General features: G+C 72.0%; 23 protein-coding genes. 11 read left to right on the top strand and 12 right to left on the bottom strand.

Annotated features, from left to right (window positions below):
- The first annotated feature begins 26 nt into the window (after positions 1-26).
- The 3 genes from AB0N80_RS06205 to AB0N80_RS06195 all read left to right on the top strand — a co-directional run bounded on the left by AB0N80_RS06205 (position 27) and on the right by AB0N80_RS06195 (position 3,157).
- Entirely contained in the window at positions 27-866 is an 840-nt protein-coding gene (locus tag AB0N80_RS06205; protein ID WP_363391112.1) for an aldolase, read from the top strand.
- Positions 863-2,017 carry a Gfo/Idh/MocA family oxidoreductase gene (locus AB0N80_RS06200; RefSeq protein ID WP_363578202.1) on the top strand — a complete coding sequence of 385 codons (1,155 nt, stop codon included), beginning with the start codon at positions 863-865 and terminating at the stop codon, positions 2,015-2,017. The genes AB0N80_RS06205 and AB0N80_RS06200 overlap by 4 nt, the downstream gene beginning before the upstream one ends.
- Before the next feature lie 144 nt (positions 2,018-2,161).
- Entirely contained in the window at positions 2,162-3,157 is a 996-nt protein-coding gene (locus tag AB0N80_RS06195) for a LacI family DNA-binding transcriptional regulator (RefSeq protein WP_315995236.1), read from the top strand.
- A 23-nt stretch (positions 3,158-3,180) separates the two neighbouring features.
- On the opposite strand, the gene AB0N80_RS06190 is transcribed toward AB0N80_RS06195, so the two are convergent.
- Positions 3,181-4,521 carry a hypothetical protein gene (locus AB0N80_RS06190; protein WP_315995237.1) on the bottom strand — a complete coding sequence of 447 codons (1,341 nt, stop codon included), beginning with the start codon at positions 4,519-4,521 and terminating at the stop codon, positions 3,181-3,183.
- Positions 4,522-4,552: 31 nt separating this feature from the next.
- Between AB0N80_RS06190 and AB0N80_RS06185 the strand changes: the two genes are divergently transcribed.
- The 3 genes from AB0N80_RS06185 (at position 4,553) to AB0N80_RS06175 (ending at position 8,485) form a co-directional block, all read left to right on the top strand.
- Complete coding sequence (locus tag AB0N80_RS06185; protein WP_363578201.1) at positions 4,553-5,995, top strand: oligosaccharide flippase family protein; 1,443 nt, start codon at positions 4,553-4,555, stop codon at positions 5,993-5,995.
- A 161-nt stretch (positions 5,996-6,156) separates the two neighbouring features.
- A complete protein-coding gene (locus AB0N80_RS06180; protein ID WP_363578200.1) occupies positions 6,157-7,344 on the top strand; it encodes a nucleotidyltransferase family protein in 1,188 nt (395 codons plus the stop codon).
- Between the two features lie 136 nt (positions 7,345-7,480).
- Positions 7,481-8,485 carry a glycosyltransferase family 1 protein gene (locus AB0N80_RS06175; RefSeq protein ID WP_315995240.1) on the top strand — a complete coding sequence of 335 codons (1,005 nt, stop codon included), beginning with the start codon at positions 7,481-7,483 and terminating at the stop codon, positions 8,483-8,485.
- 12 nt (positions 8,486-8,497) lie between these two features.
- On the opposite strand, the gene AB0N80_RS06170 is transcribed toward AB0N80_RS06175, so the two are convergent.
- Positions 8,498-9,583, bottom strand: coding sequence for a glycosyltransferase family 4 protein (locus AB0N80_RS06170; RefSeq protein WP_363578199.1), 1,086 nt, complete (start codon positions 9,581-9,583; stop codon positions 8,498-8,500).
- A gap of 140 nt (positions 9,584-9,723) precedes the next feature.
- On the opposite strand from AB0N80_RS06170, the gene AB0N80_RS06165 reads away from it, so the two are divergent.
- The 4 genes from AB0N80_RS06165 to AB0N80_RS06150 all read left to right on the top strand — a co-directional run bounded on the left by AB0N80_RS06165 (position 9,724) and on the right by AB0N80_RS06150 (position 14,236).
- Entirely contained in the window at positions 9,724-10,626 is a 903-nt protein-coding gene (locus tag AB0N80_RS06165; RefSeq protein WP_315995242.1) for an SDR family oxidoreductase, read from the top strand.
- Between the two features lie 217 nt (positions 10,627-10,843).
- Positions 10,844-12,238, top strand: coding sequence for an alpha/beta fold hydrolase (locus AB0N80_RS06160; RefSeq protein ID WP_363578198.1), 1,395 nt, complete (start codon positions 10,844-10,846; stop codon positions 12,236-12,238).
- Positions 12,235-13,788: a GMC family oxidoreductase gene (locus AB0N80_RS06155; RefSeq protein ID WP_363578197.1), complete on the top strand. Its 1,554-nt coding sequence runs from the start codon at positions 12,235-12,237 to the stop codon at positions 13,786-13,788. The genes AB0N80_RS06160 and AB0N80_RS06155 overlap by 4 nt, the downstream gene beginning before the upstream one ends.
- Before the next feature lie 103 nt (positions 13,789-13,891).
- Complete coding sequence (locus AB0N80_RS06150; protein ID WP_315995245.1) at positions 13,892-14,236, top strand: LysR family transcriptional regulator; 345 nt, start codon at positions 13,892-13,894, stop codon at positions 14,234-14,236.
- A gap of 166 nt (positions 14,237-14,402) precedes the next feature.
- Here the strand turns inward: AB0N80_RS06150 and AB0N80_RS06145 are convergent, their stop codons facing one another.
- The 10 genes from AB0N80_RS06145 to AB0N80_RS06100 all read right to left on the bottom strand — a co-directional run bounded on the left by AB0N80_RS06145 (position 14,403) and on the right by AB0N80_RS06100 (position 24,985).
- Positions 14,403-16,043 carry an ABC-F family ATP-binding cassette domain-containing protein gene (locus tag AB0N80_RS06145; RefSeq protein WP_315995246.1) on the bottom strand — a complete coding sequence of 547 codons (1,641 nt, stop codon included), beginning with the start codon at positions 16,041-16,043 and terminating at the stop codon, positions 14,403-14,405.
- A 193-nt stretch (positions 16,044-16,236) separates the two neighbouring features.
- On the bottom strand, positions 16,237-17,166 hold the full coding sequence (gene xerD / locus AB0N80_RS06140) for a site-specific tyrosine recombinase XerD (RefSeq protein ID WP_363578196.1): 930 nt from the start codon (positions 17,164-17,166) through the stop codon (positions 16,237-16,239).
- Position 17,167: 1 nt separating this feature from the next.
- A complete protein-coding gene (locus AB0N80_RS06135; protein WP_363391142.1) occupies positions 17,168-17,746 on the bottom strand; it encodes an NUDIX hydrolase in 579 nt (192 codons plus the stop codon).
- A 1-nt stretch (position 17,747) separates the two neighbouring features.
- On the bottom strand, positions 17,748-19,445 hold the full coding sequence (locus AB0N80_RS06130; RefSeq protein WP_315995279.1) for a CTP synthase: 1,698 nt from the start codon (positions 19,443-19,445) through the stop codon (positions 17,748-17,750).
- 110 nt (positions 19,446-19,555) lie between these two features.
- Complete coding sequence (recN, locus tag AB0N80_RS06125; protein ID WP_363578195.1) at positions 19,556-21,250, bottom strand: DNA repair protein RecN; 1,695 nt, start codon at positions 21,248-21,250, stop codon at positions 19,556-19,558.
- Positions 21,247-22,167 (bottom strand): NAD kinase, encoded by a 921-nt coding sequence (locus AB0N80_RS06120; RefSeq protein ID WP_363391146.1) that lies wholly within the window; start codon positions 22,165-22,167, stop codon positions 21,247-21,249. The genes recN and AB0N80_RS06120 overlap by 4 nt, the downstream gene beginning before the upstream one ends.
- Positions 22,164-22,964 (bottom strand): TlyA family RNA methyltransferase, encoded by an 801-nt coding sequence (locus AB0N80_RS06115; protein ID WP_363391149.1) that lies wholly within the window; start codon positions 22,962-22,964, stop codon positions 22,164-22,166. Before AB0N80_RS06115 ends, AB0N80_RS06120 begins: the two co-directional genes overlap by 4 nt.
- Positions 22,961-23,131: a hypothetical protein gene (locus AB0N80_RS06110; protein WP_363391152.1), complete on the bottom strand. Its 171-nt coding sequence runs from the start codon at positions 23,129-23,131 to the stop codon at positions 22,961-22,963. The genes AB0N80_RS06115 and AB0N80_RS06110 overlap by 4 nt, the downstream gene beginning before the upstream one ends.
- 19 nt (positions 23,132-23,150) lie before the next feature.
- Positions 23,151-24,188, bottom strand: coding sequence for an HAD-IIA family hydrolase (locus tag AB0N80_RS06105; protein WP_315995253.1), 1,038 nt, complete (start codon positions 24,186-24,188; stop codon positions 23,151-23,153).
- Entirely contained in the window at positions 24,185-24,985 is an 801-nt protein-coding gene (locus tag AB0N80_RS06100) for a hypothetical protein (RefSeq protein ID WP_363578194.1), read from the bottom strand. Before AB0N80_RS06100 ends, AB0N80_RS06105 begins: the two co-directional genes overlap by 4 nt.
- Before the next feature lie 6 nt (positions 24,986-24,991).
- Between AB0N80_RS06100 and AB0N80_RS06095 the strand changes: the two genes are divergently transcribed.
- Complete coding sequence (locus tag AB0N80_RS06095) at positions 24,992-25,999, top strand: hypothetical protein (protein WP_363578193.1); 1,008 nt, start codon at positions 24,992-24,994, stop codon at positions 25,997-25,999.
- The last annotated feature ends 40 nt before the right edge of the window (positions 26,000-26,039 follow it).

The following is a 26,039-nucleotide window of genomic DNA, read 5'->3' as shown; positions in this document are numbered from 1 at the left end:
CCCGACGTCTCGGAGACCCACACCCCATGTCGAAACCCCGCCTCAACCGCCTCTTCAACGCGCGCTCCGGTCGCGCGTTCGACGTCGCCGTCGACCACGGCGCGTTCCACGAACCCTCGTTCCTGACCGGCATCGAAGACATGGCGAAGACCGTCGCCACCCTCGTCGACGCCGGCCCCGATGCGGTGCAGCTCACCCTCGGCCAGGCCCCGCTGCTGCAGTCCGTCCCCGGCAAGCAGAAGCCCGGGCTCGTGCTGCGCACCGACATCGCGAACGTCTACAACGACCCGCTCGAGGCGCCTCTGCACAGCATCCACGTGCCCGACGCCATCGAAGTGGCGGTCCGCCTGGACGCCGTGGCCGTGTGCGTCAACCTGCTCGACCTGCCCGGAGAGCCCCAGGTGCGCGAACAGTGCATCCGCTCGATCCTGGCGCTGCGCACCGACGCCGAGAAGTACGGGATGCCGCTGATGATCGAGCCCCTCGTGATGCAGACCAAGCCCGGCAGCGGCGGATACGGCGTCGACGGCGACACCGCCAAGGTCGTCACCCTCGTCCGTCAGGCGCGCGAACTCGGCGCCGACCTCATCAAGGCCGACCCCACCGACGACATCGGCGACTACCACCGCGTCATCCAGGCCGCCGGCGACACCCCCGTACTCGTGCGCGGCGGCGGGCGCGTCGACGACCGCACGCTGCTCGAGCGCACGCAGGCGGTCCTCGAGCAGGGCGCCCGCGGCATCGTCTACGGCCGCAACGTCATCCAGCACCGCGACCCGGCGGGCATCACCGCCGCCCTCATGGCCGTCGTGCACGAGAACGCTTCGGTCGACGAGGCGCTCGCCCTGATCGGCGGTGCGGCATGACCGGCAAGAAGATCGGCGTCGGCATCATCGGCGGCGGCCTCATGGGGCGTGAGATCGCCGCGGCGCTCCGCCGCTGGCCCGCCCTCGTCGACCACCCGGCAGAGCCCGAGCTCGTCGCGGTGTGCGACATCAACCCCGCGGCGCTCGAATTCTTCGAACGCATCGACACCGTGCAGCTCACGACGACCGACCACCACGAGCTGCTCGCCGACCCACGCGTCGACGTCGTCTACATCGCCGTCCGGCACGACCTGCATGAGCGTCTCTACGTCGACACCGTGCGCGCGGGCAAGGCGCTGCTGGCCGAGAAGCCGTTCGGCATCGATCAGGCCGCAGCCGACGCCGTCGTCGCGGCCATCGCCGAGACCCCGGAGTCCTTCGTCCGCGTGTCGAGCGAGATGCCGTTCTTCCCCGGCGCGCAGTGGGCCGTCGACTACGTGCGGTCCGGCGCCCTCGGCCGCATCGTCGAGGCGAAATGCACCTTCCTGCACTCCAGCGACATCGACGTGAACAAGCGCCTCAACTGGAAGCGGCAGAAGCAGTTCTGCGGCGACGCGGGAGTGCTCAACGACCTGGGCATGCACACGTGGCACGTCCCTCTGCGCCTGGGCTGGACGCCCGAGAGAGTCGTCGGCATCCTGCAGGACATCGTCACCGAGCGCCCCGGTCCCGACGGCTCGCCGCAGCCCTGCGACACGTGGGACAACGCCGTCGTCCACTCCTGGGCCCGCCACGAGGGCGCACCCTTCCCCCTCACAACCGAGACCAAGCGCATCGCGCCGGGCCAGAAGAACACCTGGGAGTTCGAAGCCATCGGCATGTCCGGCGGCGTCCGCTTCAGCACGAAGAACCCGAAGCAGGTCGAGGTGTTCGCCTTCGTCGACGTGCCCGGCGTCGGCCGCGAGCAGAGCTGGCAGAGCGTCGACGCCGGCAGCCAGTCGGTGTGGCCCACGGTGACGGGTCCGAACTTCGAATCCGGATTCTCGGATGCCATCCTGCAGATGTGGGCGGCCTTCCTCGCCGAGTACGTGGGCGAGCTCGGCGACGGGTTCGGCTGCGTCCGCCCCGAAGAGGCGGCGCTCACCCACCGCCTGTTCGCCGCGGCCATCGCCTCGCACGAGACCGGCACGCTGGTGGCCCCCACCGCTTGACCCCCTCGAGTGTCCACGACACGCCGCCTCCCTCCCCGCGACGCGGCGCGTCGTGGACACTCGACAGTCGGTCGCCTCCGCGTCGGCGGCCGGGATCCCTATGCTCGGAGGATGCCGTCCGACGGCATCCACCCGAGGAGACGCATGCGAAAGACCGGCCGGCCGACGATGGTCGACGTCGCGGCAGAGGCGGGCGTCAGCTTCAAGACGGTCTCGCGGGTCATCAACGGCCAGCCCAACGTCGACCCCGCGATGGCGGAGCGCGTGCTCGCCGCGGTCGATCGCCTCGGCTACCACCGCAACGCCCTCGCCGCCAGTCTGCGCTCCGGTGACCGCGACACGGTCGGCTTCATCGCCGCCGATCTGTCGAACACGTTCTACATGTCGGTCGCCGCCGCCGTCTCGTCGGTCGCCTCCCGCGAGCGCATGCACCTGGTGATGGCATCCAGCGAAGAGGATGCCGCGACCGAGCGCACCCTCGCTCTCGACCTCTGCCAGCGCCAGGTCGGCGGTCTCATCGTGGTGCCGACGGCCGATGACCACTCCTACCTGCAGCGCGAGGTCGAGCTCGGCACCCCGGTCGTGTTCCTCGACCGCCCGGGCAGCGGCATCCCCGCCGATGCGATCCTCCTCGACAACCGCGGGGGTGCGCGCGCCGCGGTCGCCGAGCTGCTCGAGGCCGGGCACCAGCGCGTCGCCGTCCTCCTCGACGCGCGGAGCATCTTCACGATGGCCGAGCGGTGGGCCGGCGTCGAAGAAGCCTTCGCCGCCGCCGGGCGCGCGGCCGACCCCGCCCTCGTCGTCGACGGCCTCCACACCCCGGCCGTCGCGCGCGACGCCATGCTCCGCCTGCTCGACTCCGACGCCCCGCCGACCGCCGTGTTCTGCGCCAACAACCGCGTCACGATCGGTGTCCTCGAGGCGATCCTCCCCCGTGGCGCCGACATCGCCCTCGCGGGCTTCGACGACTTCGAGCTGTCCCATCTGCTTCCGCGCCGCATCCGCATCGTCGACTACGACGTCTCCGGGCTCGGTCGCCTCGCCGCCGAGACCCTGCTCGCGCGTCGCAACGCCCCGGCGACCGGCTCGCACACGCATCTCGTGCCGACGCACCTGGTCGACCGGGGCGGCGTCCGCTGACAGCCGCGCGCGCGTGACCCGCCTCAGCGGGCGCGCCGGCGAAGAGCGGCGCGCGTGAGCGGGGCGACCGGGGCGTCTGCGGCAGCAGACCGGGCGAACGCCTCCTCCTCCCGTTCGATCCAGGGCCGGCCCGCCACGACGACGAGCGGGACCAGCACGGATGCCGACAGCGGACTCCACCCGACGAGCTCCATCGGCGTCTCCGTCGCCCCGATCACGAGCAGGCCGATGACGAAGGCGATGCCGACCGCGCGTTCCCGAGCCGACGGATGCCGCAGCGCCGAGACGAACGCTGCGACGATCAGCACGCCGCCGGTGAGGGCGACCACCGCCCCGCCCTGCACCATCGTCGTCAGCGCGAGATTGTGCGCGTGACTGGCGGCGCTGGAGAGCACGTTGCGCAGCAACGGGTAGTTGTCGGCGAACCAGTGCGCGCCGAGCCCGAACATCCCGTGACCACCGAGCTGCCCGCGGTCGAAGATCCAGATCGCGCCGCGGTAGGTGTAGGCGTCCGGATCGGTCTCGGTGAAGGGCAGCCAGAAGACCGCGAACACCGAGGTGAGGAAGCCGACGACGGCGACGGGGAGGAAAGCCGCCCGGGGAAGCAGTCGAGCGAGCAGCATGACGGCCAGGACCGCCCCCGCCCCGGCGAGCGCGGTCCGCGACGACGACAACACGAGCGCGGCGCAGATGACCGCCACGAGCAGCAGACGCACCAGGAGACGGCGGGCGAGGAACGCGCACGGAAGGGAGAGCGCAAGGAACATGCCGAACGTGTTCGAGTGCGAGAAGATCCCGGCGAGCAGTGGCGCGCCCGTCAGCGACTTGTCGAACGTGCCGATGCCGCCGGAGACGAGCACCTTCGAGGGGACGACGACGAACGCGAGGATCGACGCGCCGGCCACGACGGCGCCGACATGGCCGAGGATCGCCAGGTCGGGCATTTTCACCCGCACACTCACCAACAAGGCCCCCACCGCCGAGGTGATGAGCAGGCCGAGCGTGGGTGACCGGCCGTGGACGAACTCGTTCGCCGCGAGCATCAGACCGGGCGCGATCGCCAGAAGCAGGGGCGGCCCTTCGACCCGCCAGAAGAGCAAGACGACGAAGGTCGCCGCGATGGCGATCGCCGGGACGACGACGGCACCCAGGTCGTCGAGGGCCGCCGCCACGGCGACCGTGGAGGTCTTCCCCTCCACGTAGTGCTGTCGGTCGCCCAGGAGGGTCTCCACGATCGGCGAGGCGAGGGAGTACAGCCCCACCACGATCACCATCAGACGGCGCGCACGGAGGGAGTCCGCTAACCCCCGCTTCGGGAAGTCGGCGCCCCCGGGAACGGCTCGAGGGGTGGTTAGCGTGCTCACGGCCGCCACCGTATTGCGCAAGGAGCCCTCCGTGACCACCACCGACGTCGTCGCTTCCCGGAGGAAAGGGGCCTTTGTCCTGCTCGGGGCGCAGTGGGGCCGGTACCTCTCGCAGGTGCTCGGGATCGTCATCCTCGCGCGGCTGGTCGGCCCGGGCGATTTCGGCATCGTGGCGCTCGGCGCCTCGGTGGCGGGGCTCGCGGCCGTGCTCGGGGACTTCGGCCTCAGCATGGCGGCGTTGCGCGCTCCCTCCCTCACGGACCGACAGCGCACGAACCTGTTCTGGATGAACACCGGCATCGGTGCCGCGGCCGCGGGTCTGGTCGCCGGGGTCGCCCCGGCCTTCGCCGCCGTCTTCGACGACACACGGCTGGTCGTCGTGCTCCTCCTGCTCGCGCCCGCGTTCCTCCTGCGCTCGGCGAGCGCGCAGCTCCGCGTGGAGTTGAACCGGTCGGGTCGACTCGAAAGGCTCGCCGGGTCAGAACTCGCGGGCGACCTGTCGGGACTCGCGGGCGCCGTCGTCCTGGCCCTGCTGGGCGGGGGCTACCTCGCCCTCGCCCTGCAGGGAACGCTGGCCGCCGCGGTCACCCTGGCGGTGGCGTTCGCGTGCACGACGTGGCGGCCGGGTCTCCCCCGTCGCGGAGCGGACATGCGCGGGCTCCTCGCGTTCGGCGGGAACACCTTCGTCGTGCACGCCCTGAACTACGCCTCCACCAACGTGGGCACGCTGATGATCGCACGGTCCGCCTCCGACCAGGTGATCGGCTTCTACAACCGGGCGACACAGCTCGTGAACCTCCCGATCGACCAAGTGATCACCCCTCTCACGCGCGTCGTCATCCCTCACCTCGCGGGTGCGACCTCGGCATCCGATCTGGGCACGCGACTCGCGAAGTTCCAGGTCGTGCTCTGCTATCCCGCCTTCGCCTATCTCAGCCTGTTCGTCGTCGCGGCGCCCCCCGCCATCGAGGTGGTGCTCGGGCCCGCGTGGACGCCGGCCGCGGCGTTCGTCCCGGTGCTGGCCGTCGGCGCGGTGTTCCAGACCCTCGGCTACCCCCAGTACTGGGCGTTCGTGTCCACCGGTCGATCCGCCCTGCTCCTGGCCTCCGAGGCGGCGGGACGCCTCGCCATGATCGCCCTGGCGATCGGGCTCGCGCCCCTCGGCCCCCTCGCGGTGGCGACGGCGGTCGCGGCCGGGCAGTTCCTGTTGTGGGTCGCGGCGGCCGTCGTCTTCCTGCCGCGCACGGGGGTGCCGTCGTGGCCGCTCGTTCGCGCCGGACTGCGACCCATCGCGATCTTCGCCACGGCACTGGCGGCCTCGACCCTGGTCGATCAGCTGTTCTCGGCCTCCTTCGTCGCCCTCGCCCGCCTCTGCGCCATCGTCGGCGTCTGGGGCGTCGTCGTGACAGCGCTGATCCTGCTCGCCGGCCGTCGCGACCTGCGCGTCATCGCCGGGAGCCTCAGACGTCCGTGACGGCTCCGCGCGTCACGAGACCGCGGGTGAGGTGCGTCGCAAGACAGGACCACGGGGCGGGTGATCCCCCTGACGGACGACTGCTCCTGGGGCGCATACCCGCCTCGACCCCTCCCTGAAGACGCCACAGTGGGGGTTTCCCTTCCTCGCCCCGGAGCAGCATGACGTCCACCGCCTCGCCCGTCATCGCCTGGACGGCGATCGCCGCCGGCGTCCTGGACGTCCGCGCGTCGCCGACCTTCGGCGCAGAGGCCGAGATCCTCCTCCTCCCCGCGCTGCCCGCCGAGGCGTTCTGCCTCACCTCGATCGGAGCGGCGCTGTGGCGACGTCTCGTCGAAGACGGGCCGCTCGCCCCCCACCACGTCTCTCCCGCGGAAAGAGCCCTCCTGGAAGAGATGGAGGAGCATGCGATCGTCGCCCGCGATCCGACGCACCGCGCCCGCGTGCACCGGATCGACCGACCGACGATGTCGTCGCCCTTCCACGAGCTGGTCCACGCGCTGGTGGCGCACGTCGCGGACGAACGCGGCATCCGGTGCGTCTTCATCAAGGGGCCGACGCTGCACCGGCAAGGACTGCGGACCCGCGAGCACTCCGGCGACGTCGACCTGTGGTGCGCGCCCGACCGATGGGATGATCTCGCCGACGCGCTGCAGGCGTGGGGATGGGAGCGGGAGCCCCACCCCTGGAGGGGCGCCCAGGCCCACCACACCATCACGATGAAACCGACGGGCTGGGGCTGCGAGATCGACGTCCATCGACGCATGCCGGGGCTCACCCTCGACGACGCCGATGCCTTCGCTCTCTTGATGAGGAATGCCGTCGCCGTGCGATTCGCGGGTGCCGAGGTGCTCGTGCCCCGGGCCGACGCGCACGCGGTGCTGGCGGCGCTGCACGCCGTCCGTCCGGAGATCGGTCGCCCGCGGCCCGCGGGAGCTCATGCCGTCGCCGTCGATCTGCTGACCCGCGCGACCGGATCGATCGCCGCCGCGCGGGAGATGGGTGCCGTCCCGGCGCTGCTCGACGAGCTGCGCGAGATCGATCCAGGAACGGACTTCTCACAGGATGCCGGGGGCACGCCGCGCGACTGGGAGTGGCGTCGTCAGCCGACACGGGCGCGCGCGTACTGGATCGCTCTGCGCGACGAGCCCCCGCTGGTCCTGCTCCGCTGCGCGGTGAGATCGCTGTGGGCGCCCGACGACGTCGCCCTCGCCTCGGCCCGCCGCCGGGGAGAGCCGACGACGAGCGTCGTTCGCGCCCGTTATCGACGCGTGAAGCGGGGAATCAGCGATCTCGCGCGGACGGTGCGTTCCCCCGCCGGCACCGAGGCCGACGGGACGAGGCGATGACCCCCGAGCGCGCGAAGCCGACGGGGATCGTGACGGGCACCGGCTCGGATCGACCGAGCCAGAGGGAGAAGGAATCCTGAACGCCAGCAGCACCGTCGTCGTCAACGGGCGGTTCCTCACCCACACCCCGACCGGTGTGCAGCGGTTCGCCCGCGAGGTCACGCGGGCGCTCGCGACGATGCGCCCCGTCACGGTCGTCGCACCCCCGGGCGATCTCATCGACGCCGATCTGGGCGCGGAGATCGTGCAGGTCGGCCGGCTGAGCGGACACGCGTGGGAGCAGGTCGCCCTGCCCCTCCACCTCCGCCGCAGCGGGTCCCCCCTCCTCCTGGGGTTGGCGAACACCGGCCCTGTCGCCTATCGCCCGCAGGTGGTGACGTGTCACGACATCATCTGGGCGCGGCATCCCGAGAGCTTCGCCCGGTCGTTCCGCCTCCTGTACGCGACGATGACGCCGCTGCTTCTGCGCCGGAGCGCCCACGTGCTGACCGTGAGCCCCTTCTCGCGCGGCGAACTCGTCCGGGAGTTCGGCATCGACCCCCGCCGCATCACCGTGGTCGCCAACGCCGTCTCGCCCGCGTTCCACGCCGACGGTCCGGCGCACGACGAGGGCGTCCCGTACGTCCTCGCCGTCTCGTCTCCGAACCGCCACAAGAACTTCGACGCCCTCGTCGCGGCGTTCGAGGCGGCCGACCTCACGCATATCCACCGGCTGCTCATCGTCGGTCAGCAGGCGCGCGCCTTTCACACGCAGGCGACGACGGCCGCTCCGCGGACGCGCGCGCTCGGCCGCGTCGACGACGACGAGCTCATGCGGCTCTACCGCGGCGCCACGGCGTTCGCCTTCCCCTCGTTGTACGAGGGTTTCGGCATCCCCCCGCTCGAAGCGCAGCGCATGGGCACCCCGGTCCTGGCCGCCCGGTCGAGCGCTCTGCCCGACGTGCTCGGCGACAGCGCACTCTGGGTCGACCCGCACGACATCGACGACATGCGCCGCGGGCTCGAGACGCTCGACGGCGATCCGGCTCTGCGCGCCGACCTCGCGCGACGGGGGCGTGAGAACGAGGCGCGCTTCTCCTGGGAGGCCTCCGCCCGCCGGGTCTCCGACGTCATCGACCGGGTCATGACGACGCGGCGGTGACGACGTCGCCCCTCACCCCCAGACGCGCTCCAGCGCGACGCGCTGAGACAGCGGTGTGAACCGACCGGCGAGGTAGCGCCCCCACCGCGCGCGATTGTCGGCCGCCCAGTGGTCCAGACGTCCCGCCCGCACCGCCTCGACGAGCCTGGGCATCCCGGTGTCCAGACGCACCGCCGGCGGCAGCTCGGGCATGGCCGGGATCGATCGGGCGAGGATGGGGATGCCGCATTCGTACGCATCGAGCACGGCGATCGCCACGGCCGCCTCCCACGCCGCCGTGTGCACGTAGACGTCGAGGCCGGCGAGCTCGGCGGCGACCCCTTCCGGCGACTGCCACCCGGTGACCTCGACGTCATCCGGCGCGTCCTCGGCCCCCTCTCCCCCGCCGATCCACTTCGCCCGCACGTTCACCCCCGGCAGCTCGGCCCGCAGACCGCGGACGACGGAGACGAACGCGTCGGGATCCTTCTGCGGCGCCCAGCGCCCCAGCATCCCCACGGTCACCGTGTCCGCCGCGCTCTCCGACCGGGGCGGCGCGGACGGAGCGCGACTCACCGACGGCACGTTGGGGATGACGAGGAGCCGATCCTCGGGATAGCCCAGGCCTGCGGCGGCGAGCGCCTCCCCGGGGCCGCCTGCCGCCAGGACGTCGGCGCGGGGGCGCAGGATCCTCTCGATCGCCCGGTACAGCATCCGGGCTGCGGCGCCGATGTCGCGACGCTCGAAGGCGAAGCAGTGCGGGGTGTACACGAGCCGCGCTCGTCCCGTCCCGAGCACCCGCGCGTAGACCCCGGGGAAGCTGGAGTGCGCATGTACGACGTCAGGGCGCACGTCGGCGACGATCCGGCGCAGAGACGACAGCGCGCGCAACGATGTGGTGACGTCCCAGGCGGCATGGCGGATCTCCCCCACCCCGTTCCCCTCCCGCCAGACCGGAGCCGGAGCGCCGTCGAAATGCGGGGAGGCCACGACGTGCGTCAGACCCGCGGGCGTGTTCGCGATGTAGCTGCGGACGGCGACGGGCACGCCACCGGTCGTGCGGTCCACGAGATGGAGGACGACACGAGGCGGGCGGGGCGGATCGATCGCGGGAAGCACCCCGAGACGGTAGAACCGCACTGCGAGCGTGCGGTCCCGCTCCGAGCGGGCGCCGCCCGGGTGACACGCACCCGTGGGCGCCGCCACCCCGAGCCGTCAAGGCCCGGCCAGGACAGCCGGCCCCTGTCTACCGTCGTCCCATGAGCCACGATCGCGACCAGTTCACCTTCGACAACCCGGTCACGCGCTACGCCCGCGTCGAACCGCCCGTGCAGCACCAGCCCGAGCCGGGGGTGCAGGCCGATATGACGCCCGTGCCCGACCTGGGCGAGAAGACCTATCGCGGCCTCGGACGCCTCACCGGACGCAAGGCCCTCATCACCGGCGGCGACTCGGGGATCGGCGGGGCCGTCGCGATCGCCTTCGCACGCGAGGGCGCCGACGTCGCGATCGTGCACCTGCCCGACGAGCAGCGCGACGCCGACCACATCCTCGACCAGATCCGGGATGCCGGCCGCACCGGCGTCTCGATCGCGACCGACATCACCGACCCGGGCGCGTGCCGCGACCTCGTCGCCCACGCGGCCGAGGCGCTCGGTGGACTGGACATCGTCGTGAACAACGCCGGAAAGCAGGTCATGGTCGAGAAGGTCGACGACCTCTCCGACGAGCAGTTCGAGCAGACGTTCCGCACGAACGTCTTCGCGCCGTTCTGGATCACCAAGGCCGCGCTCGCCCACCTCCCGGAGGGCGGCTCGATCATCAACACCGCGTCTCTCGAGGCCTATGTCCCGGCACCCGACCGCCTCGACTACGCCGCCACGAAGGCGGCGATCAACAACCTGTCGAAGGGCCTCGCGCAGCAGCTCGCCTCGCGCGGCATCCGCGTGAACGTGGTCGCGCCCGGCCCGACCTGGTCGGCGCTGCAGGTGAGCCAGGGGGTCTCCGACGACCAAATGGAGCACTTCGACGACGAGAGCACGTACCAGCGCGCGGGGCAGCCCGCCGAGATCGCGCCCGCGTTCGTCTTCCTGGCATCCGCCGAATCCAGCTACGTCTCGGGCGAGACGCTGAACGTCAACGGCGGCATGGTCACCCCCTGACCCGGCGTCGATGCGCGCCCCGGCCGTCCTTCACCCGACGGCCGGGGCGTTCGTCGTCTCACGGCGGAGATCCCGTCTCGTCGGGCGACGACGGCGCCCGGCGCGGTGAGGCCGCCCGTCCCGACGTCCGACGTTCTGCCCTCGCCGCGCGCTTGCGTAAAACGTTCGGATCCGCAAGCGACCCTTCCCCGACCGCGCGGTACGAAACGGTGAAGACATGTCCGAAGACACCGCCTCCGCTCCCGACGAGGCGCCCCTCACCCTGTACATGCTGCACGCGCTCGGAGCGAGCGCCCGGTCGTTCGACCGTGTGGCCGCGCGACTGGCCGGACGCGTCCGCGTCGTCGGCATCGACCTCCCCGGATTCGGCTCCGAGGCCCACTTCACTGAAACCGACCTCGCCCACACCGTCGCACACGTCGAGAAGGCGCTCGCGGCGCACGAGGGCGGCCGATGGCTGCTGGGCGGCCACAGCATGGGCGGCAAGATCACGGCTCTCGTGGCCTCCCGCGTCCTCCGCGGAGAGGCGGCCCTGTTCGGCCTGGCCGGCGTCGTCCTCATGGCCCCGTCGCCGCCCCGCCCCGAGCCCATGGACGAGGAGCGGCGTCAGCGCATGCTCTCGTGGGTCGCCGACGGACCGCTCTCCGATGAGGATGCCGAAACCTTCCTCGCCCAGAACGTCGCCGAGCCGCTCGACGCCGAGGCGCACGCGGTGGCCCTCGACGGCCTGCGCCGCACCTCTCCCGCGGCGTGGCGCGCGTGGCTCGAGACGGGCAGCACCGTCGACGCCTCGGCCGAAGCGGGCCTGCTCGACCTGCCGGCGCTCGTGCTGGCCGGTGAGGACGACGCCGATCTCGGCGCAGCGGCTCAGCCCGGCTTGCTGGCCTCGGTCTACCCGCGGGCCCGCTTCGTCGCCCTGCCCGACACGGGGCACCTCGTCCCCCTCGAGCGCGACGCCGAGGCGGCCGAAGCGATCGCCCGCTTCGTCGATGAGGAGGTGCGGGTCGGCCCTGTCGTCGCCGATGACTGGGCCCGCCTCATCGCCGGTGACCGCGTCGATGACCGAGTACGCGGCATCCTGGCCCGCCGGGCACTGCCCGACGACCGCGGCTACGCGCCCGCGGTGCTCGACCTGGCGCAGTTGACTCTTCTGCGCGAGATCGCCGACCTCGTGGTCCCGCAGGATGGCCTCGCGATCGACATCGCGGCCCGCGTCGACGCACAGTTGGCGCGCGGAGAGGGGGACGGATGGCGAAACGCCGACCTGCCGCCCGACCCCGAGGCGTACCGCGCCGGACTCGACACGCTCGCCGCCGTCTGGCCGACGGACCCCGTCGATCGCGAGAGCATCCTGCGCGCCGCGATCGACGGCGAGAGCACCGCCGAGGGTCCGTTCGACGCGGCGCGCCTGAAGGTGTGGCTCGAGGATGTGCGCAACGACCTCGTCCGTCAGTGGCTCGCGCACCCCGCGAGCATGGCGCGCGTCGGGTACGACGGGTTCGCCACCGGCGGCTCGCCCATCCGCGGCTACGTGGAGCTGCGGTTGGGACGCCGAGAAGACTGGGAGCCGTCCGGAGTCGGCGGCACGATCGCGACGGGAGACGCCGCATGAACCTCGAAGCCATGCGCACGTTCGCCGATGACGAGACGGTCGACGTCGTCGTCGTCGGGACCGGCGCCGGTGGTGCGCCCCTCACGGCCGAACTGGCCCGCAAGGGGCTCAGCGTCGTCGCCCTGGAGGCCGGGCGCCACTTCGCGCTCGACGACCTGACCCCCGACGAGACCGAAGCGGTCGAGATCAACTGGATGTCGGAACGCCTGAGCGGCGGCGACGACCCCACGGCGTTCGGACCGAACAACAGCGGTCGCGGCGTCGGCGGCTCGATGCTGCACTGGGGCGCCTTCACGCCGCGTCCCGACCGCCGTGATCTCGCCCTCCGCACGGAGTCGGGCGTGGGCCGCGACTGGCCGGTCGACCCCGACGAACTGTTGTCGTACGTCGAGCGCGTCGAGGGCGACATCGGCGTCTCGGGCCCGAGTCCCTACCCGTGGGACCCCGGCCGCACCTACGCCTACGCCCCCGCCAAGCGCAACGCGCCCGCGAACCTCGTGGCCAAGGGCTGCGACGCCCTGGGCGTGCGGTGGGCCGATGCCCCCGCCGCGGTGCTCACGCGTGCACGCCTGCAGGACCACCACGGCGAGCGCAGCGCCTGCGTCAACTGCGGAGAGTGCCATCAGGGATGCCGGGTGGATGCCAAAGCCTCCACCGCGAACACCTACCTGCCGGCGGCGGTCGCGGCCGGCGCCGAGATCCGCAGCGAGTCGATGGTGCACGGCATCGAGCTCGACGACCGCGGCCACGTCTCCGCGGTCGTGTACCGCAAGGACGGCGTGGATCGCCGTCAGCGCTGCCGGGCGCTCGTGCTCGCGGGCGGCGGGGTCGAGACCCCGCGTCTGCTGCTGCACACGGGACTGGCCAACGACAACGGTCAGGTGGGCCGCAACTTCCTCGCGCACGGCGCGACCCAGGTGTGGGGACGCTTCGACGAGCCGGTGCGCGGACACCGCGGCTATCCGTCGTCACTCATCTCCGAAGACATGATGCGCCCGGCGGACGCGGATTTCGCGGGCGGCTACCTCGTCCAGAGCCTCGGTGTCATGCCCGTGACCTTCTCGACGACGCTCGTGCGCGGCGGGGGCCTGTGGGGTCCCGAGCTCATGCAGCGGCTCGAGCAGGCGCGCTTCATGGCGGGCATCGGCATCAACGCCGACTGCCTGCCGGCCGACGACAACCGGTTGGTGCTGAGCGACGAGACCGACGAATTCGGCATCCCGCGGGCGCGCGTGAGTTTCACCGCCGGAGAGAACGAGAAGGCGATCGACAAGCACGCGACGGCGTTCATGTTGCGGGTGATGGAGGCCGCCGGCGCGCGCGAGACGATGGTGCTGGCCCGGACGGCCCACACGATCGGCACGTGCCGCATGTCGAGCGATCCCTCGGACGGCGTGGTGGATGCCGACGGCCGCTCCCACGAGATCCCCAACCTGTGGATCTGCGACAACTCCGTCTTCCCTTCGGCGATCGCCGCGAACCCCGCCCTGACGATCATGGCGCTGTCCCTGCGCACCGCCGACCGGTTCCTGGCATCCGCCGCCGCCTGACCCCTCCTTGCCGAGTGTCCAGGACACGCCGTACGCACCCCTCGCGACGCGGCGTGTCCTGGACACTCACCACCACGTGGCTCCGCACGGGAGAATGGATGCCATGAAGCTCGAGCACCTCGTCCGGTTCGCCGCCCTCGCCGAGGAGCTGCACTTCCCGCGCGCGGCCGACAAGCTCGGCATCCCCCTCGCCTCGCTCTACACGACGCTCGACAAGCTCGAGGAGGAGGTGGGCCAGCCGCTGGTGCAACGCACGGCGCCCACGCGCCTGCTCCCCGCGGGCGCCCTGCTGCTCGAAGAGGCCCACCGGCGCATCGCCGATGCGCCTCCGCCCGCGCCGAAGCAGAAGGCTCCCGGCGGTGGCAAGGCCAAGGCCAACAAGGGCAAGGGTCGCGCGCCGATCGTGAAGGGTCAGCCCAAGCCCTACAAGAAGCGCCAGGGCCGCTGACCCGCGGACCCCTCCTTCGCCCCTTCCGCGGCTGATCGATCTTCGGGTCGACCCGACGCTCACCGCTGCCTGCACCCAGGAACACTGCTCACACGGCATTCCTCGTCACGGGCGGGAGGACAGCGGCCTTGCAGCTCGACGAACGGCGGGCCCCTGGCGACCGGATCTAGAGCTCCGAGACCCGCCCGGCCTCCACGTGCCAGCGACGATCGGTCTCGACGGCCGCGAGCATGCGCCGGTCGTGGGTGACCAGCAGCAGCGTCCCGGTGTACGAGCCCAACGCCTGCTCCAACTGCTCGATCGCGGGAAGGTCGAGGTGGTTCGTCGGCTCGTCGAGCACGAGCACGTTGACCCCGCGCGCCTGCAGCAGCGCGAGCCCCGCGCGCGTCCGCTCCCCCGGCGACAGACCGTCGACCGGCCGGGTGACGTGATCGGCCTTGAGGCCGAACTTCGCCAGCAGAGTGCGGACCTCCCCGGCGTTCAGCTCCGGCACGAGCGCTTCGAACGTCTCCGCGAGCGGCCGCTCCCCCACCAGCAGCGACCGCGCCTGGTCGATCTCGCCGATCGCGACGCTCGTCCCGAGCGACGCCGTGCCCTCGTCGGGCGACTGTCGACCCAGGATGCCGCGCAGCAGCGTCGACTTCCCGGCACCGTTCGGCCCGGTGATGCCGATGCGCTCGCCGGCGTTGATCTGGACCGAGACGGGTCCGAGGGTGAAGTCGCCCTGTCGGAACACGGCCCCGGAGAGCGTCGACACGACCGAGCTCGACCGCGGGGCCGACCCGATCGTGAATTCGAGCTGCCACTCCTTACGGGGCTCCTCGACCTCGTCGAGTCGCGCGATGCGGCTCTCCATCTGCCGCACCTTCTGCGCCTGCTTCTCACTCGACTCGGTAGCGGCCTTGCGGCGGATCTTGTCGTTGTCGGGTGACTTCTTCATCGCGTTGCGCACGCCCTGGCTCGACCACTCGCGCTGCGTCCGGGCTCGAGAAACGAGATCGGCCTTCGTCTCGGCGTACTCCTCGTACTTCTCCCGCGCCTGTCGCCGCAGCGTCGCGCGCTCCTCGAGGTAGGCGTCGTACCCTCCGCCGTAGACGCGGTGCGTGTTCTGCGCCAGGTCGAGCTCGAGCACCCGAGTCACCGATCTGGCGAGGAACTCGCGGTCATGGCTGACCAGCACCACGCCGCCGCGCAGGCCCCGCACGAAGTCTTCGAGCCGCTCGAGGCCGTCGAGGTCGAGGTCGTTCGTGGGCTCGTCGAGGAGCGCGATGTCGAAGCGCGACAGCAGCAGCGCCGCGAGCCCCACGCGCGCCGCCTGACCCCCGGAGAGCCCGGTCATCCCGGCATCCGGTCCCACCTCCAGCCCGAGGTCGGCCAGAACCTGCGGCATCCGCTCGTCGAGGTCGGCGGCGCCGCTCGCGAGCCACCGCTCGAGGGCCGTGGCGTAGGCGTCGTCAGCGCCCACGGCCGTGGGGTCGCCGAGGGCCGCCGCCGTGGCATCCATTTCGCGGGTCGCCTCCGCGCACCCGGTGCGACGAGCGATGTACTGCGCGACCGTCTCACCCGCGACGCGCTCGTGCTCCTGCGGCAGCCACCCGACGAACGCATCGGCGGGCGCGAGGCTGACGGTTCCGGCGAGGGGCTCGTCGGCCCCGGCGAGCAGCCGCAGCAGGGTCGACTTGCCGGCCCCGTTGGCCCCGACGAGCCCGACCACGTCGCCGGGCGCGACCGTGAGGTCGACGCCCTCGAAGAGCGTGCGGTGGCCGTATCCCCCGGCGAGGTTCTGGGCGACGAGGGTGGCGGTCATCCCCCTATCCTCCCAGGCCGGCCGCCACGCACTGCGCCGTCACCGGTGGGCCGAAGGCCCCGCCGGCGCTCCGCGTCGGTCACGTCGCTCGACCACGACGACGATGAGCCCCAGGATGCCGAGACCGGCGACCGGGAGGGCCCTGGCGACGACCGCGGTGCGCACCGCCGGCACGACCGGCGCGTCCCGCGCCTCACCGCGCCCGCGGATGAGAGGTCGCGTACACGTCGCGCAGCGCGTCGACCGAGACGTGCGTGTAGATCTGGGTCGTCGCGACCGAGGCGTGGCCCAACAGCTCCTGCACGACCCGCACGTCGGCGCCGCCCTGCAGCAGATGCGTCGCGAACGAGTGCCGCAGGGTGTGCGGTGAGACGTGGGCGGTGAGCCCCGCGCCGTCGGCCGCGGCCTGGATGATCAGCCAAGCGCTCTGACGCGACAGCGGGGCGCCGCGCACGCCGAGGAAGAGGCGCGGCGTCGCGCGCCCCTTCGCGGCGAGGGCGGGTCGCACGCGCGTCAGGTAGGCATCGAGGGCAGCCCGGGCGTACGAGCCGACCGGCACGATGCGCTCCTTGTCGCCCTTGCCCCGCACGCGCAGCAGGTCCCCCTGAGCGACGTCGTCGACGTCGAGGTGGACGATCTCCGACACGCGGGCTCCCGTCGCGTAGAGCAGTTCGAGCAGCGCCCGATCGCGCACCGCAGCGGGGTCCGCGGCCGTGGCGTCCGCGGATCCGGGCACCGGTCCCGCGGCATCCAGCAGGGCGTCGACCTGCTGGATCGTCAGTGCCTTCGGCAGACGCCGGGGCGCCTTCGGCGGCCGCAGGCGTCCGCTGGGATCGGCCTCGGACCGCCCCTCGCGCACGAGGAAGCGGTGGAGTCCCCGCACGGACGACTGCATCCGCGCCAGGGACGATGCCGCGGGAGGAGGCTCGGCCGAGGCGCGCTCCGCGCCGAAGTCGGAGACCCGTTCCGGCGTCACCGCGTCGACGTCGACGATCCCGCGTGCGCGGAGCCACTCCACGTACACGTCCAGATCGCGGCGGTACGCGGCGACGGTGTGATCCGACAGGCCCCGCTCGAGCGCGATGTGACGCAGATACGTCTCGACGGCGCGCTCGAGCTCCACGTCAGGCCGACGCGGCCTCGCGGCGGAGGACCTCGGCGGCGGCGAGCGCCCCCGCGGCCAGGATGCCGTTGCGCAGGCGCCCGCCGATGACCCCGTCGATCACGTCGGCGAGCGGCACGCGCTCCACCCGCATGTCGGACTCCTCGTGCTCGCGCTCGTAGTCGGTCTCGACCGTGCGCAGGCCGCGCGCGAGGAAGAGATGCACGACCTCGTCATTGCCCCCGGGCGTGGTGTGCATCGACAACAGGTGCTGCCAGCGGTCGGCTTCGAGGTCGACCTCCTCGGTCAGCTCGCGCTTCGCGGTCTCGATCGGCGGCTCGCCCGCCACATCGAGCAGGCCAGCCGGGATCTCCCAGTCGCGCTCCTTGATGGGGTGGCGGTACTGCTGGATGAGCACGACCCGTCCCTCGTCGTCGATCGCCACGACGGCCGCGGCCCCCGGGTGCTCGACGTACTGGCGGGTCATCTCCCCGTCGCCGTAGCGCACGGTGTCGCTGCGGACGTCCCATACGGCACCCTCGTAGACCACCTCGGTCGAGACGACCTCGAGGTCGACCGGCTCGTCGCGCAGCTGCTCCACGTCAGTCCTCCTCGACGTCGAACAGTTCGCTCGAGCGGTGACGCTCGAGGGCCGCGCCGACGAGCCCGCGGAACAGCGGGTGCGGCTCGGTCGGACGCGAGCGCAGCTCGGGATGCGCCTGCGTGGCGATGTAGTACGGGTGCACGTCGCGCGGAAGCTCGACGAACTCCACGAGGTCGAGGTCGGGGTTGAGTCCCGAGAACACCAGGCCCGCGTCGCTGAGCTGCTGACGGTAGGCGTTGTTGACCTCGTAGCGGTGGCGGTGGCGCTCCGAGATGCTGTTCGCTCCGTAGACCTCCGCGGCGAGCGAGCCCTCCGCGAGGGCGGCCGGGTACAGCCCCAGACGCATCGTGCCGCCCAGGTCGCCGCTCTGGAGGATGTCGACCTGCTCGGCCATCGTCGCCACGACGGGGTGAGCGGTGTCGGGATCGAATTCGCTCGACGACGCGCCCTCGAGACCGGCGACGGTACGCGCGTACTCGATGACCATGCATTGCAGGCCGAGGCAGATGCCGAGAGTGGGGATGCCCTGCTCGCGAGCGAAGCGCAGCGCACCGAGCTTGCCCTCGATGCCGCGGATGCCGAACCCGCCCGGCACGATGATGCCGTCGACGGCTCCGAGGGCCTTGGCCGCCCCCTCGGGCGTCTCGCACAGGTCGGACGGGATCCACGTGATCTTGACGTGGGTCTCCTGCCCGAAGCCACCGGCCTTGATGGCCTCGGTGACCGACAGGTACGCGTCGGGGAGGTCGATGTACTTCCCGACGAGACCGATCGTGACCTCGTGCTTGGGGTTGTGCACCGCCTGCAGCACGCGGTTCCAGCGCGACCAGTCCACGTCGGCGGCCTTGGAGATCTCGAGAGCGTCGACGATGTACGCGTCGAGACCCTGGTCGTGCATCATCGACGGGATGTCGTAGATGCTCGGCACATCGATGGCGTTGACGACCGCGTCCTCGTCGACGTCGCACATGAGTGCGATCTTGCGCTTGTTCGACTCGGTGACGGGTCGGTCGCTGCGCAGCACGAGGGCGTCGGGCTGGATGCCGATGGAGCGCAGGGTCGCGACGGAGTGCTGCGTCGGCTTGGTCTTCTGCTCGCCCGAGGCGCCCATGAAGGGAACGAGCGAGACGTGCACGAAGAAGACGTTCTTGCGACCGAGCTCGTGACGGATCTGCCGCGCCGACTCGATGAACGGCTGCGACTCGATGTCGCCGACCGTGCCGCCGATCTCGGTGATGATGACGTCGGGCTGCGGGCTCTCGCTCGCCTGCAGGCGCATGCGGCGCTTGATCTCGTCGGTGATGTGCGGGATGACCTGCACGGTGTCGCCGAGGTACTCGCCGCGACGCTCGCGCGCGATGACCTGCGAGTAGATCTGGCCCGTCGTGACGTTGGCCGCCTGGCTGAGCTCGATGTCGAGGAAACGCTCGTAGTGGCCGATGTCGAGATCGGTCTCCGCGCCGTCGTCGGTCACGAAGACCTCGCCGTGCTGGAACGGGTTCATGGTGCCCGGATCCACGTTGAGATAAGGATCGAGCTTCTGCATGACCACGCGGAGTCCGCGGGCCGTGAGGAGGTTGCCGAGGCTTGCCGCCGTCAGGCCTTTACCCAGGGAGGAGACGACCCCTCCGGTCACGAAGATGTGCTTCGTCGTGAAGGTCGTGCTGTCTGAATGTCCCGCGTCCGAAGTCTGCATCACGGGCTTCGATCCTATCAGTCGGGTGTGGGGGTTCGCCTCAGAGTCTGGCAGCCCCTTCCGACATCCACGTCACGCCCGCGTGTCGATCGGGGGTCGAAGCACTCGGATCAGCGCGTCCGGCCGGTCTCGAGCAGTTCCCGCGCGTGCGTCAGAGCGGCATCCGAGTCGGAGAGTCCCGACAGCAGCCGCGCCATCTCCGCTTCGCGCTCCGCTCCGTCGAGCCGACGGACGCTGGATGCCGTGACCGCGCCGTCGTTCCCCTTGACGACGGTGAGGTGGTTGCCCGCGAACGCGGCGACCTGCGCGAGGTGCGTGACCGCGATCACCTGCGAGGATTCGGCCAGGCGCGCCAGACGTCGTCCGACCTCGATGGCCGCGGCGCCGCCGATCCCGGCATCCACTTCGTCGAAGACGAACGTCGGCACCGGGTCGACGCCGGCGATGACCACCTCGATGGCGAGCATCACACGGCTGAGCTCTCCTCCCGACGCCCCGCGCGACACCGGCCGCGGGTCGGCTCCGGGGTGCGGAGCGAGGAGGATCGAGACGTCGTCGCGGCCGTGCGCCGCGGGTGCGGCGGCAGCCACGTCGACGGTCAAGCGCGCATCGGGAAGGGCGAGGGCGTGCAGCTCCTCGGTCACCGCCGCACCGAGCCGCTCCGCCGCGTCCCGGCGGGCCGCGGTCAGGGCGTCGGCGGCCGCGTCGAGTTCGCAGGCGGCGGCGTCGCGCTGAGCGGTGAGACGCTCGACGCGATCGCCGTCGTCGTCCAGTTCGACGAGGCGGGCCGATCCCGTCGCCAGAAGCTCGATCGCGGCGTCCACGGAGCCGTGGGTGCGCGCCAGCGCCGCGAGCACGCCGCGGCGCTCGTCGACCGCCGCGAGCTCGTGGGGACCGGACTCGTCGAGGTCGGCGAGATAGCCCGACAGCGCGACGGAGGCATCGGTCGCGCGGTACCCCAGATCGGCGACCTGCTCGCCGATCGCCGCCAGGGCGGCGTCGCTTCCGGAGATGCGTTCGAGGGCGCGACGGGCCTCCGCCAGGAGTGACACGACGTCGGGCGCGCCGTCCTCGTTCGACAGCGCCGCGTGCGCGGTCACCGCGGCGACGCGCAGTTCCTCGGCGTTCGCGAGGCGCTCGGCGCGGCGCGCGAGCTCGTCCTCCTCGCCGGGGAGAGGAGCGGCCGCCTCGATCTCCGCAATCGCGGCACGCAGCTGCTCGGCTTCGCGAGCCCGGTCATCGCGGTCGCCGGTCAGCGCCGACAGCTCGGCGTCGAGGGTGCGCCAGGCGTCCCACGCGGCGCGATAGGCCGTCCGGGCCGCGGTCACGGTGTCTCCGCCGAAGCGGTCGAGCGCATCGCGCTGCGCCGAGGCCGACCGCAGCCGCAACTGGTCGGATTGCCCGTGCACCACGACGAGATCGTCGGCGAGGTCGGCGAGCACTCCCGCGGGAGCGGTCCGGCCGCCCACGGTGGCGCGACCCCGGCCCTCGCTCGACACGGTGCGCCCGAGGTACAGCTCCGCCGCCCCCTCGCCGACCGGCTCGACGTCGCCGCCCGCCTCGCGCACGCGAGCGGCCACGGGGCCGTCCTCCGGTACGAGCCACACGCCCTCGACCGCGGCCTGAGCGGCGCCCGAGCGCACCGCGCCCGAGTCCGCCCGCTGCCCCAGCAGCAGTCCGAGACCCGTGACCACCATCGTCTTGCCCGCGCCGGTCTCCCCCGTGATCGCCGTGAACCCACGCCCGATGGGCAGGGTCGCGTCGGCGATCACGCCGAGGTCTTTGAGCCGCATCTCCTCGATCACGCCGCACCTCCGGTGGCGCCGCGCCACCCGGTGACGGGAAGGCGGAACTTGCGGACCAGTCGATCCGTGAAGGCCGCCGGGTGCAGGCGGGCGAGACGCACCGGCCGCGACGATCGCCGCACGACGACTCGCGCCCCGGGCGGCAGCTCGTGAGAGCGACGACCGTCGCACCACAGGATGCCGCTTCCGCTCGTGCGCTCGAGCACCTCGACGGCGACCGTGGCGTCTGGGCTCACCACGAGGGGGCGAGCGAAGAGCGCGTGCGCTGACAGCGGCACCACGGCGATGGCTTCGACGGTGGGCCAGATGACCGGCCCCCCGGCCGAGAAGTTGTACGCGGTCGATCCGGTGGGCGACGCGACGACGACCCCGTCGCATCCGAATGACGACAGCGGTCGGCCGTCGACCTCCATGACCACCTCGAGCATGCGCTCCCGGCTGGCCTTCTCGACAGTGGCCTCGTTCAGTGCCCAGGTCTCGAAGATGACGCTGTCGTCGGCATCCAGCACCCGCACGGCGAGGGCGAGACGTTCCTCGACGGTGTAGTCCCGCGCGATCACGCGGCGGACGGCGTCGTCCATGTCGTCGCGCTCGATCTCGGCGAGGAACCCGACGTGCCCCATGTTGATGCCGAGGATGGGCGCCCGCCCTCCGCGCACGGTCTCGGCGGCGCGCAAGATGGTGCCGTCGCCGCCGAGGACGATCGCGAGTTCCACGTCGGCGATGTCGACGTCGACGCCGAGAGTCTCGACGCCCTCGAGCGAGAGCCGCTCGGCCAGTTCGGGTCGGTCCTCCGCCGAGACGACGGGGGTCGCCCCCGCCGCGCGCACGGCGGTGAGGATGCGTTCGGCGGCTTGGACGGTGTCGTCACGACGGGCGTGCACGACGAGGAGGATTCGGCGATCGCTGGGGGTCATCGGCTTCCGGTCAGTTCGGTCACGGTGCTCTCCCATTCTGAGGGGTCACCGCCCCGGACGGCCGAGAACCACGCGACATACTCCTGGTTGCCGTGCGTTCCGACGAGGGGCGACGCGATCAGGCCGGCCGTGCGCAGTCCCGTGTCCCACGCCGCCCACAGCACGCCGTGCACCGCGTCGGAGCGCAGGGCGGGGTCGGTGACCAGCCCGCCCTTCACCGCCGTGCGACCCACTTCGAACTGCGGTTTGATCAACAGGACCACGTCGGCGTCGGGGGCCGCGGTGTCCGCGACGGCCGGGAGCACGTGGTGCAGGGAGATGAACGACAGATCGCCGGTCACCACGCGCGGGCGCTCGTCGACTCCCGTCGCGGCGGCAAGGGAGTCGGCGGTCATGAACCGCACGTTATACCCCTCGACCGACACGACGTCGGGGTCGCCGGCCAGAACGGTGGACAACTGCCCGTGGCCGACATCGACCGCCATGACCGGTCGGGCACCGCGCTCGCGCAGCACCTGCGTGAACCCGCCCGTCGATGCCCCGAGGTCCAGGGCGGTGCGCCCCTCCACCTCGATCGGGAAGGCGTCGAGTCCCGCGATCAGCTTGTGCGCCGCGCGGCTGACGTAATGGTCGGCGCCGGCGACGGAGATCTCGTTGTCGTCCACGACCGGCGTCGACGGCTTGACCACCGGCCGCCCGTCGACGCTCACGACGCCCGAGGCGATGAGCTGCGCCGCGTGCGAGCGCGAACGGGCGAGTCCGCGGGCGGCGAGTGCCGCATCGAGGCGGGTCGTCACGGGCGCGACGCGGCCGACGAGTCGGTGGGGGCCGACGCGAGGCGCTGCGCCAGTTCGTCGTGCACGGCGGCGTAGGCGTCCGCGCGCACGTCCAGCGGCTGCTCCTCGATGAGGCGCAGCCGATCGATCAGATCGGTCGGGGCATCCGGGGCGGCATCGTCCGACATGGATGCCATGCTACCGACGTCAGCGCACCCGGAACGGGTCCGCGTACAGCTGCTCCGGCACGCGGAACCCGAAGATAGCCCGGCCCGAGTTCCAGATGGCGGCTGCTCCCGCGCGCAGGAGGTCGATCTGACGGTCGCCGGTCGACACGATGCGCAGGTCGACGCCGTCGATCTCGACGACCGCGTCGCCGACCCGCGTGCGGTCACCCTTGACGACGGTGGCCGGGTACGGCTCGAACAGCTGACGCAGGTCTTCGACGATGTAATCAGGGCGCTGGGAGGGCGGTGCCGCCAGCACCTGCTTGGGCCGGTCGATGCCGGTCAGCACGAGGACCGAGGGCATCTCGGCGACGCGCGCGCCCTGGATGTCCGTGTCGAGACGGTCGCCGATGAACAGCGGCGACGTCGCGCCCGTGCGGGCCACGGCTTCGTCGAAGATGGGGCGTTCCGGCTTGCCGGCGATGGTCGCCAGGCGCCCCACCGCCGTGTGGACGGCCGACACGAGCGTGCCGTTGCCCGGGGCGATGCCCCGCGCCTGAGGAATGGTCCAGTCGGTGTTCGTGGCCACCCAGGGGATGCCGCCCTCTTCCACCGGCGTCGCCAGCGCGTAGGCGGCCTCGGCGAGGTGCTTCCACCCCACCTCGGGCGCGAAGCCCTGCACGACCGCGGCCGGGGAATCGTCGGCGCTGCGGGTGACGACGAAGCCCGCCTTCTCCACCTCGACGACGAGTCCCTCCCCGCCGATGACGAGGAGCGTCGAGCCCGCCGGGACGAGGTCCTTCATCAGCCGCATCGCGGCCTGCGGGCTCGTGGTCACGTCCTCGGCCGCGACGCTCAACCCGAGCGAACTCAGGTGCTCCGCCACCGACGCGTCGGTGCGCGAAGCGTTGTTCGTGATGTACCCGAGACGGAGCCCCGCGGCCTGGGCGCGGTTGAGGCTGTCGACCGCGTGCGGGAGTGCACCCGGGCCCGCGTAGACCACGCCGTCGAGGTCGGAGAGCACGACGTCCACCCCGTCCAACGGGGTGGGCTGCGCGGCCGCGCGGCGGAAGATCATCGCGACCCCTCGGCCTCGTCGTCCGACGCGGTCCCCTCGTCATCCGGGACGACGTCCTCGTCCGACGCGGATGCTTCCTCGTCGGAGGTGGCAGAGCCCGGGTCCGTCGCAGCGGAGTGCTCGTCGGGCTCGGCGCCGGCCGTGTCATCGGACGCCTCCGAGGCGTCGTCGTCGTCGACGTCGTCGACGGGAATGACACCGGATGCCACGTCCACTCCGCCGTCGTCATCGATCAGGTCGATCTCCTCGACGACGATGACCTCGCGATCGGCCACTCCGGCAGCGGCGTCCAGCGCCTCTGCGGCGATGTCCGCGCGCCGTTGCCACTCCGCGGCCTCCGCGTCGCGCCCCAACTCCTCGAGGACGGCCGCACGCGCGGAGAAGAGAGCGGGGCTCCATTCGAACGCGCGGTCGGGATCGGCCTCGGGGATCTCCAGCTCCTGCAGGGCACGATCCGTCTGCCCGAGGTCGAGGCGGGCACCCGACATGGCGATCGCCAGCTGGACGCGCACGGGCACCGACAGAGTCGAACGGTCGACCGCCCGGCCTTCCTCGAGTGCGCGGTCGGCACGACCGACGCCGCGTTCGCTGTCGACGATCAGCGGCAGCTGCTCGTCGGAGCCCGTGATGCGGCGGTGCGTGCGCAGCTCGCGCAGGGCGAGCGCGAAGTCGCCCACCGCGTAGGCGGTGATCGCGACGGTCTCCCGGACGACGCCCACGCGACCCGCGCTGCGCGAAGCGGCGAGGGCGTGCTGGTGGGCGAGCGCGGGGTCCTCGTCGATGAGGCGGGCCGCCATCGCCAGATGCCGGGCGACGTTGTCGGCGTTGTCCTTGCTCAGGGTCTTGAGCTCGTTGCGCGCCGCGCCGGGCAGGTCGAAGGCCGTGATGTCGTCGGGCAGCTCGGGGCCACGTTCGCGCCGGTCCTGCGGCGGGCGGGTCGCGCGCGCATCGTCCCGGTCGAAGCGGCGGGGCGCTCCCGCGCCGGGGCGGCTGTCGCGCGACGGACGCCGATCGCCGCCGCCGAAGCCACGCTCACCGCCGTCACGACGCGCGGGACGGTCGCCGTCACGACGCGCGGGACGGTCGCCGTCACGACGGAACGGACGGTCACCGTCGTTCCGGTACGGACGCGCCTCCCCGTCACGATGGACAGGTCGGTCGCCGTCACGACGGACAGGACGGTCGCCGTCACGACGGACAGGACGGTCGCCGTCACGACGGACAGGACGGTCGCCATCACGACGCACGGGACGGTCGCCGTCACGACGCACAGGTCGGTCGCCGTCACGACGCACAGGACGGTCGCCGTCACGACGGAACGGGCGGTCACCGTCGTTCCGGTACGGACGCGCCTCCCCGTCACGACGCACAGGTCGGTCGCCGTCACGACGCACAGGACGGTCGCCGTCACGCCGGAACGGGCGGTCACCGTCGTTCCGGTACGGACGCGCCTCCCCGTCACGACGGACAGGTCGGTCGCCGTCACGACGCACGGGACGCTCGCCGTCACGACGGAACGGACGCGACTCGCCATCTCGGCGGACGGGTCGATCGCCGTCACGACGGAACGGACGGTCGCCGTCGCGCCGAGGACGTCCGGCGCTATCGCCGTCACGGCGGGGAGGCCGCTCTCCGCGAGACGGCGAACCGTCGCCGCGCGCAGACCGACCACGGTCGAATCCACGGTCGCTCGAGCGCCCGTCGTTACTCCTGCGCTCGCTGGAATCGTCGGTCGACATGATCGTCCTCCCCGGGAGAATGTGCCCGTAAATGCGAAATGGCCACCCAGCGTTGGGTGGCCATTTCGTTAAAGGAAGTCCGGCGGTGTCCTACTCTCCCACAGGGTCCCCC

The organism is Microbacterium sp. NPDC089188, assembly GCF_040685155.1.
Lineage (GTDB): Bacteria > Actinomycetota > Actinomycetes > Actinomycetales > Microbacteriaceae > Microbacterium > Microbacterium galbum.
This window is presented reverse-complemented; position numbering and strand designations above follow the sequence as displayed.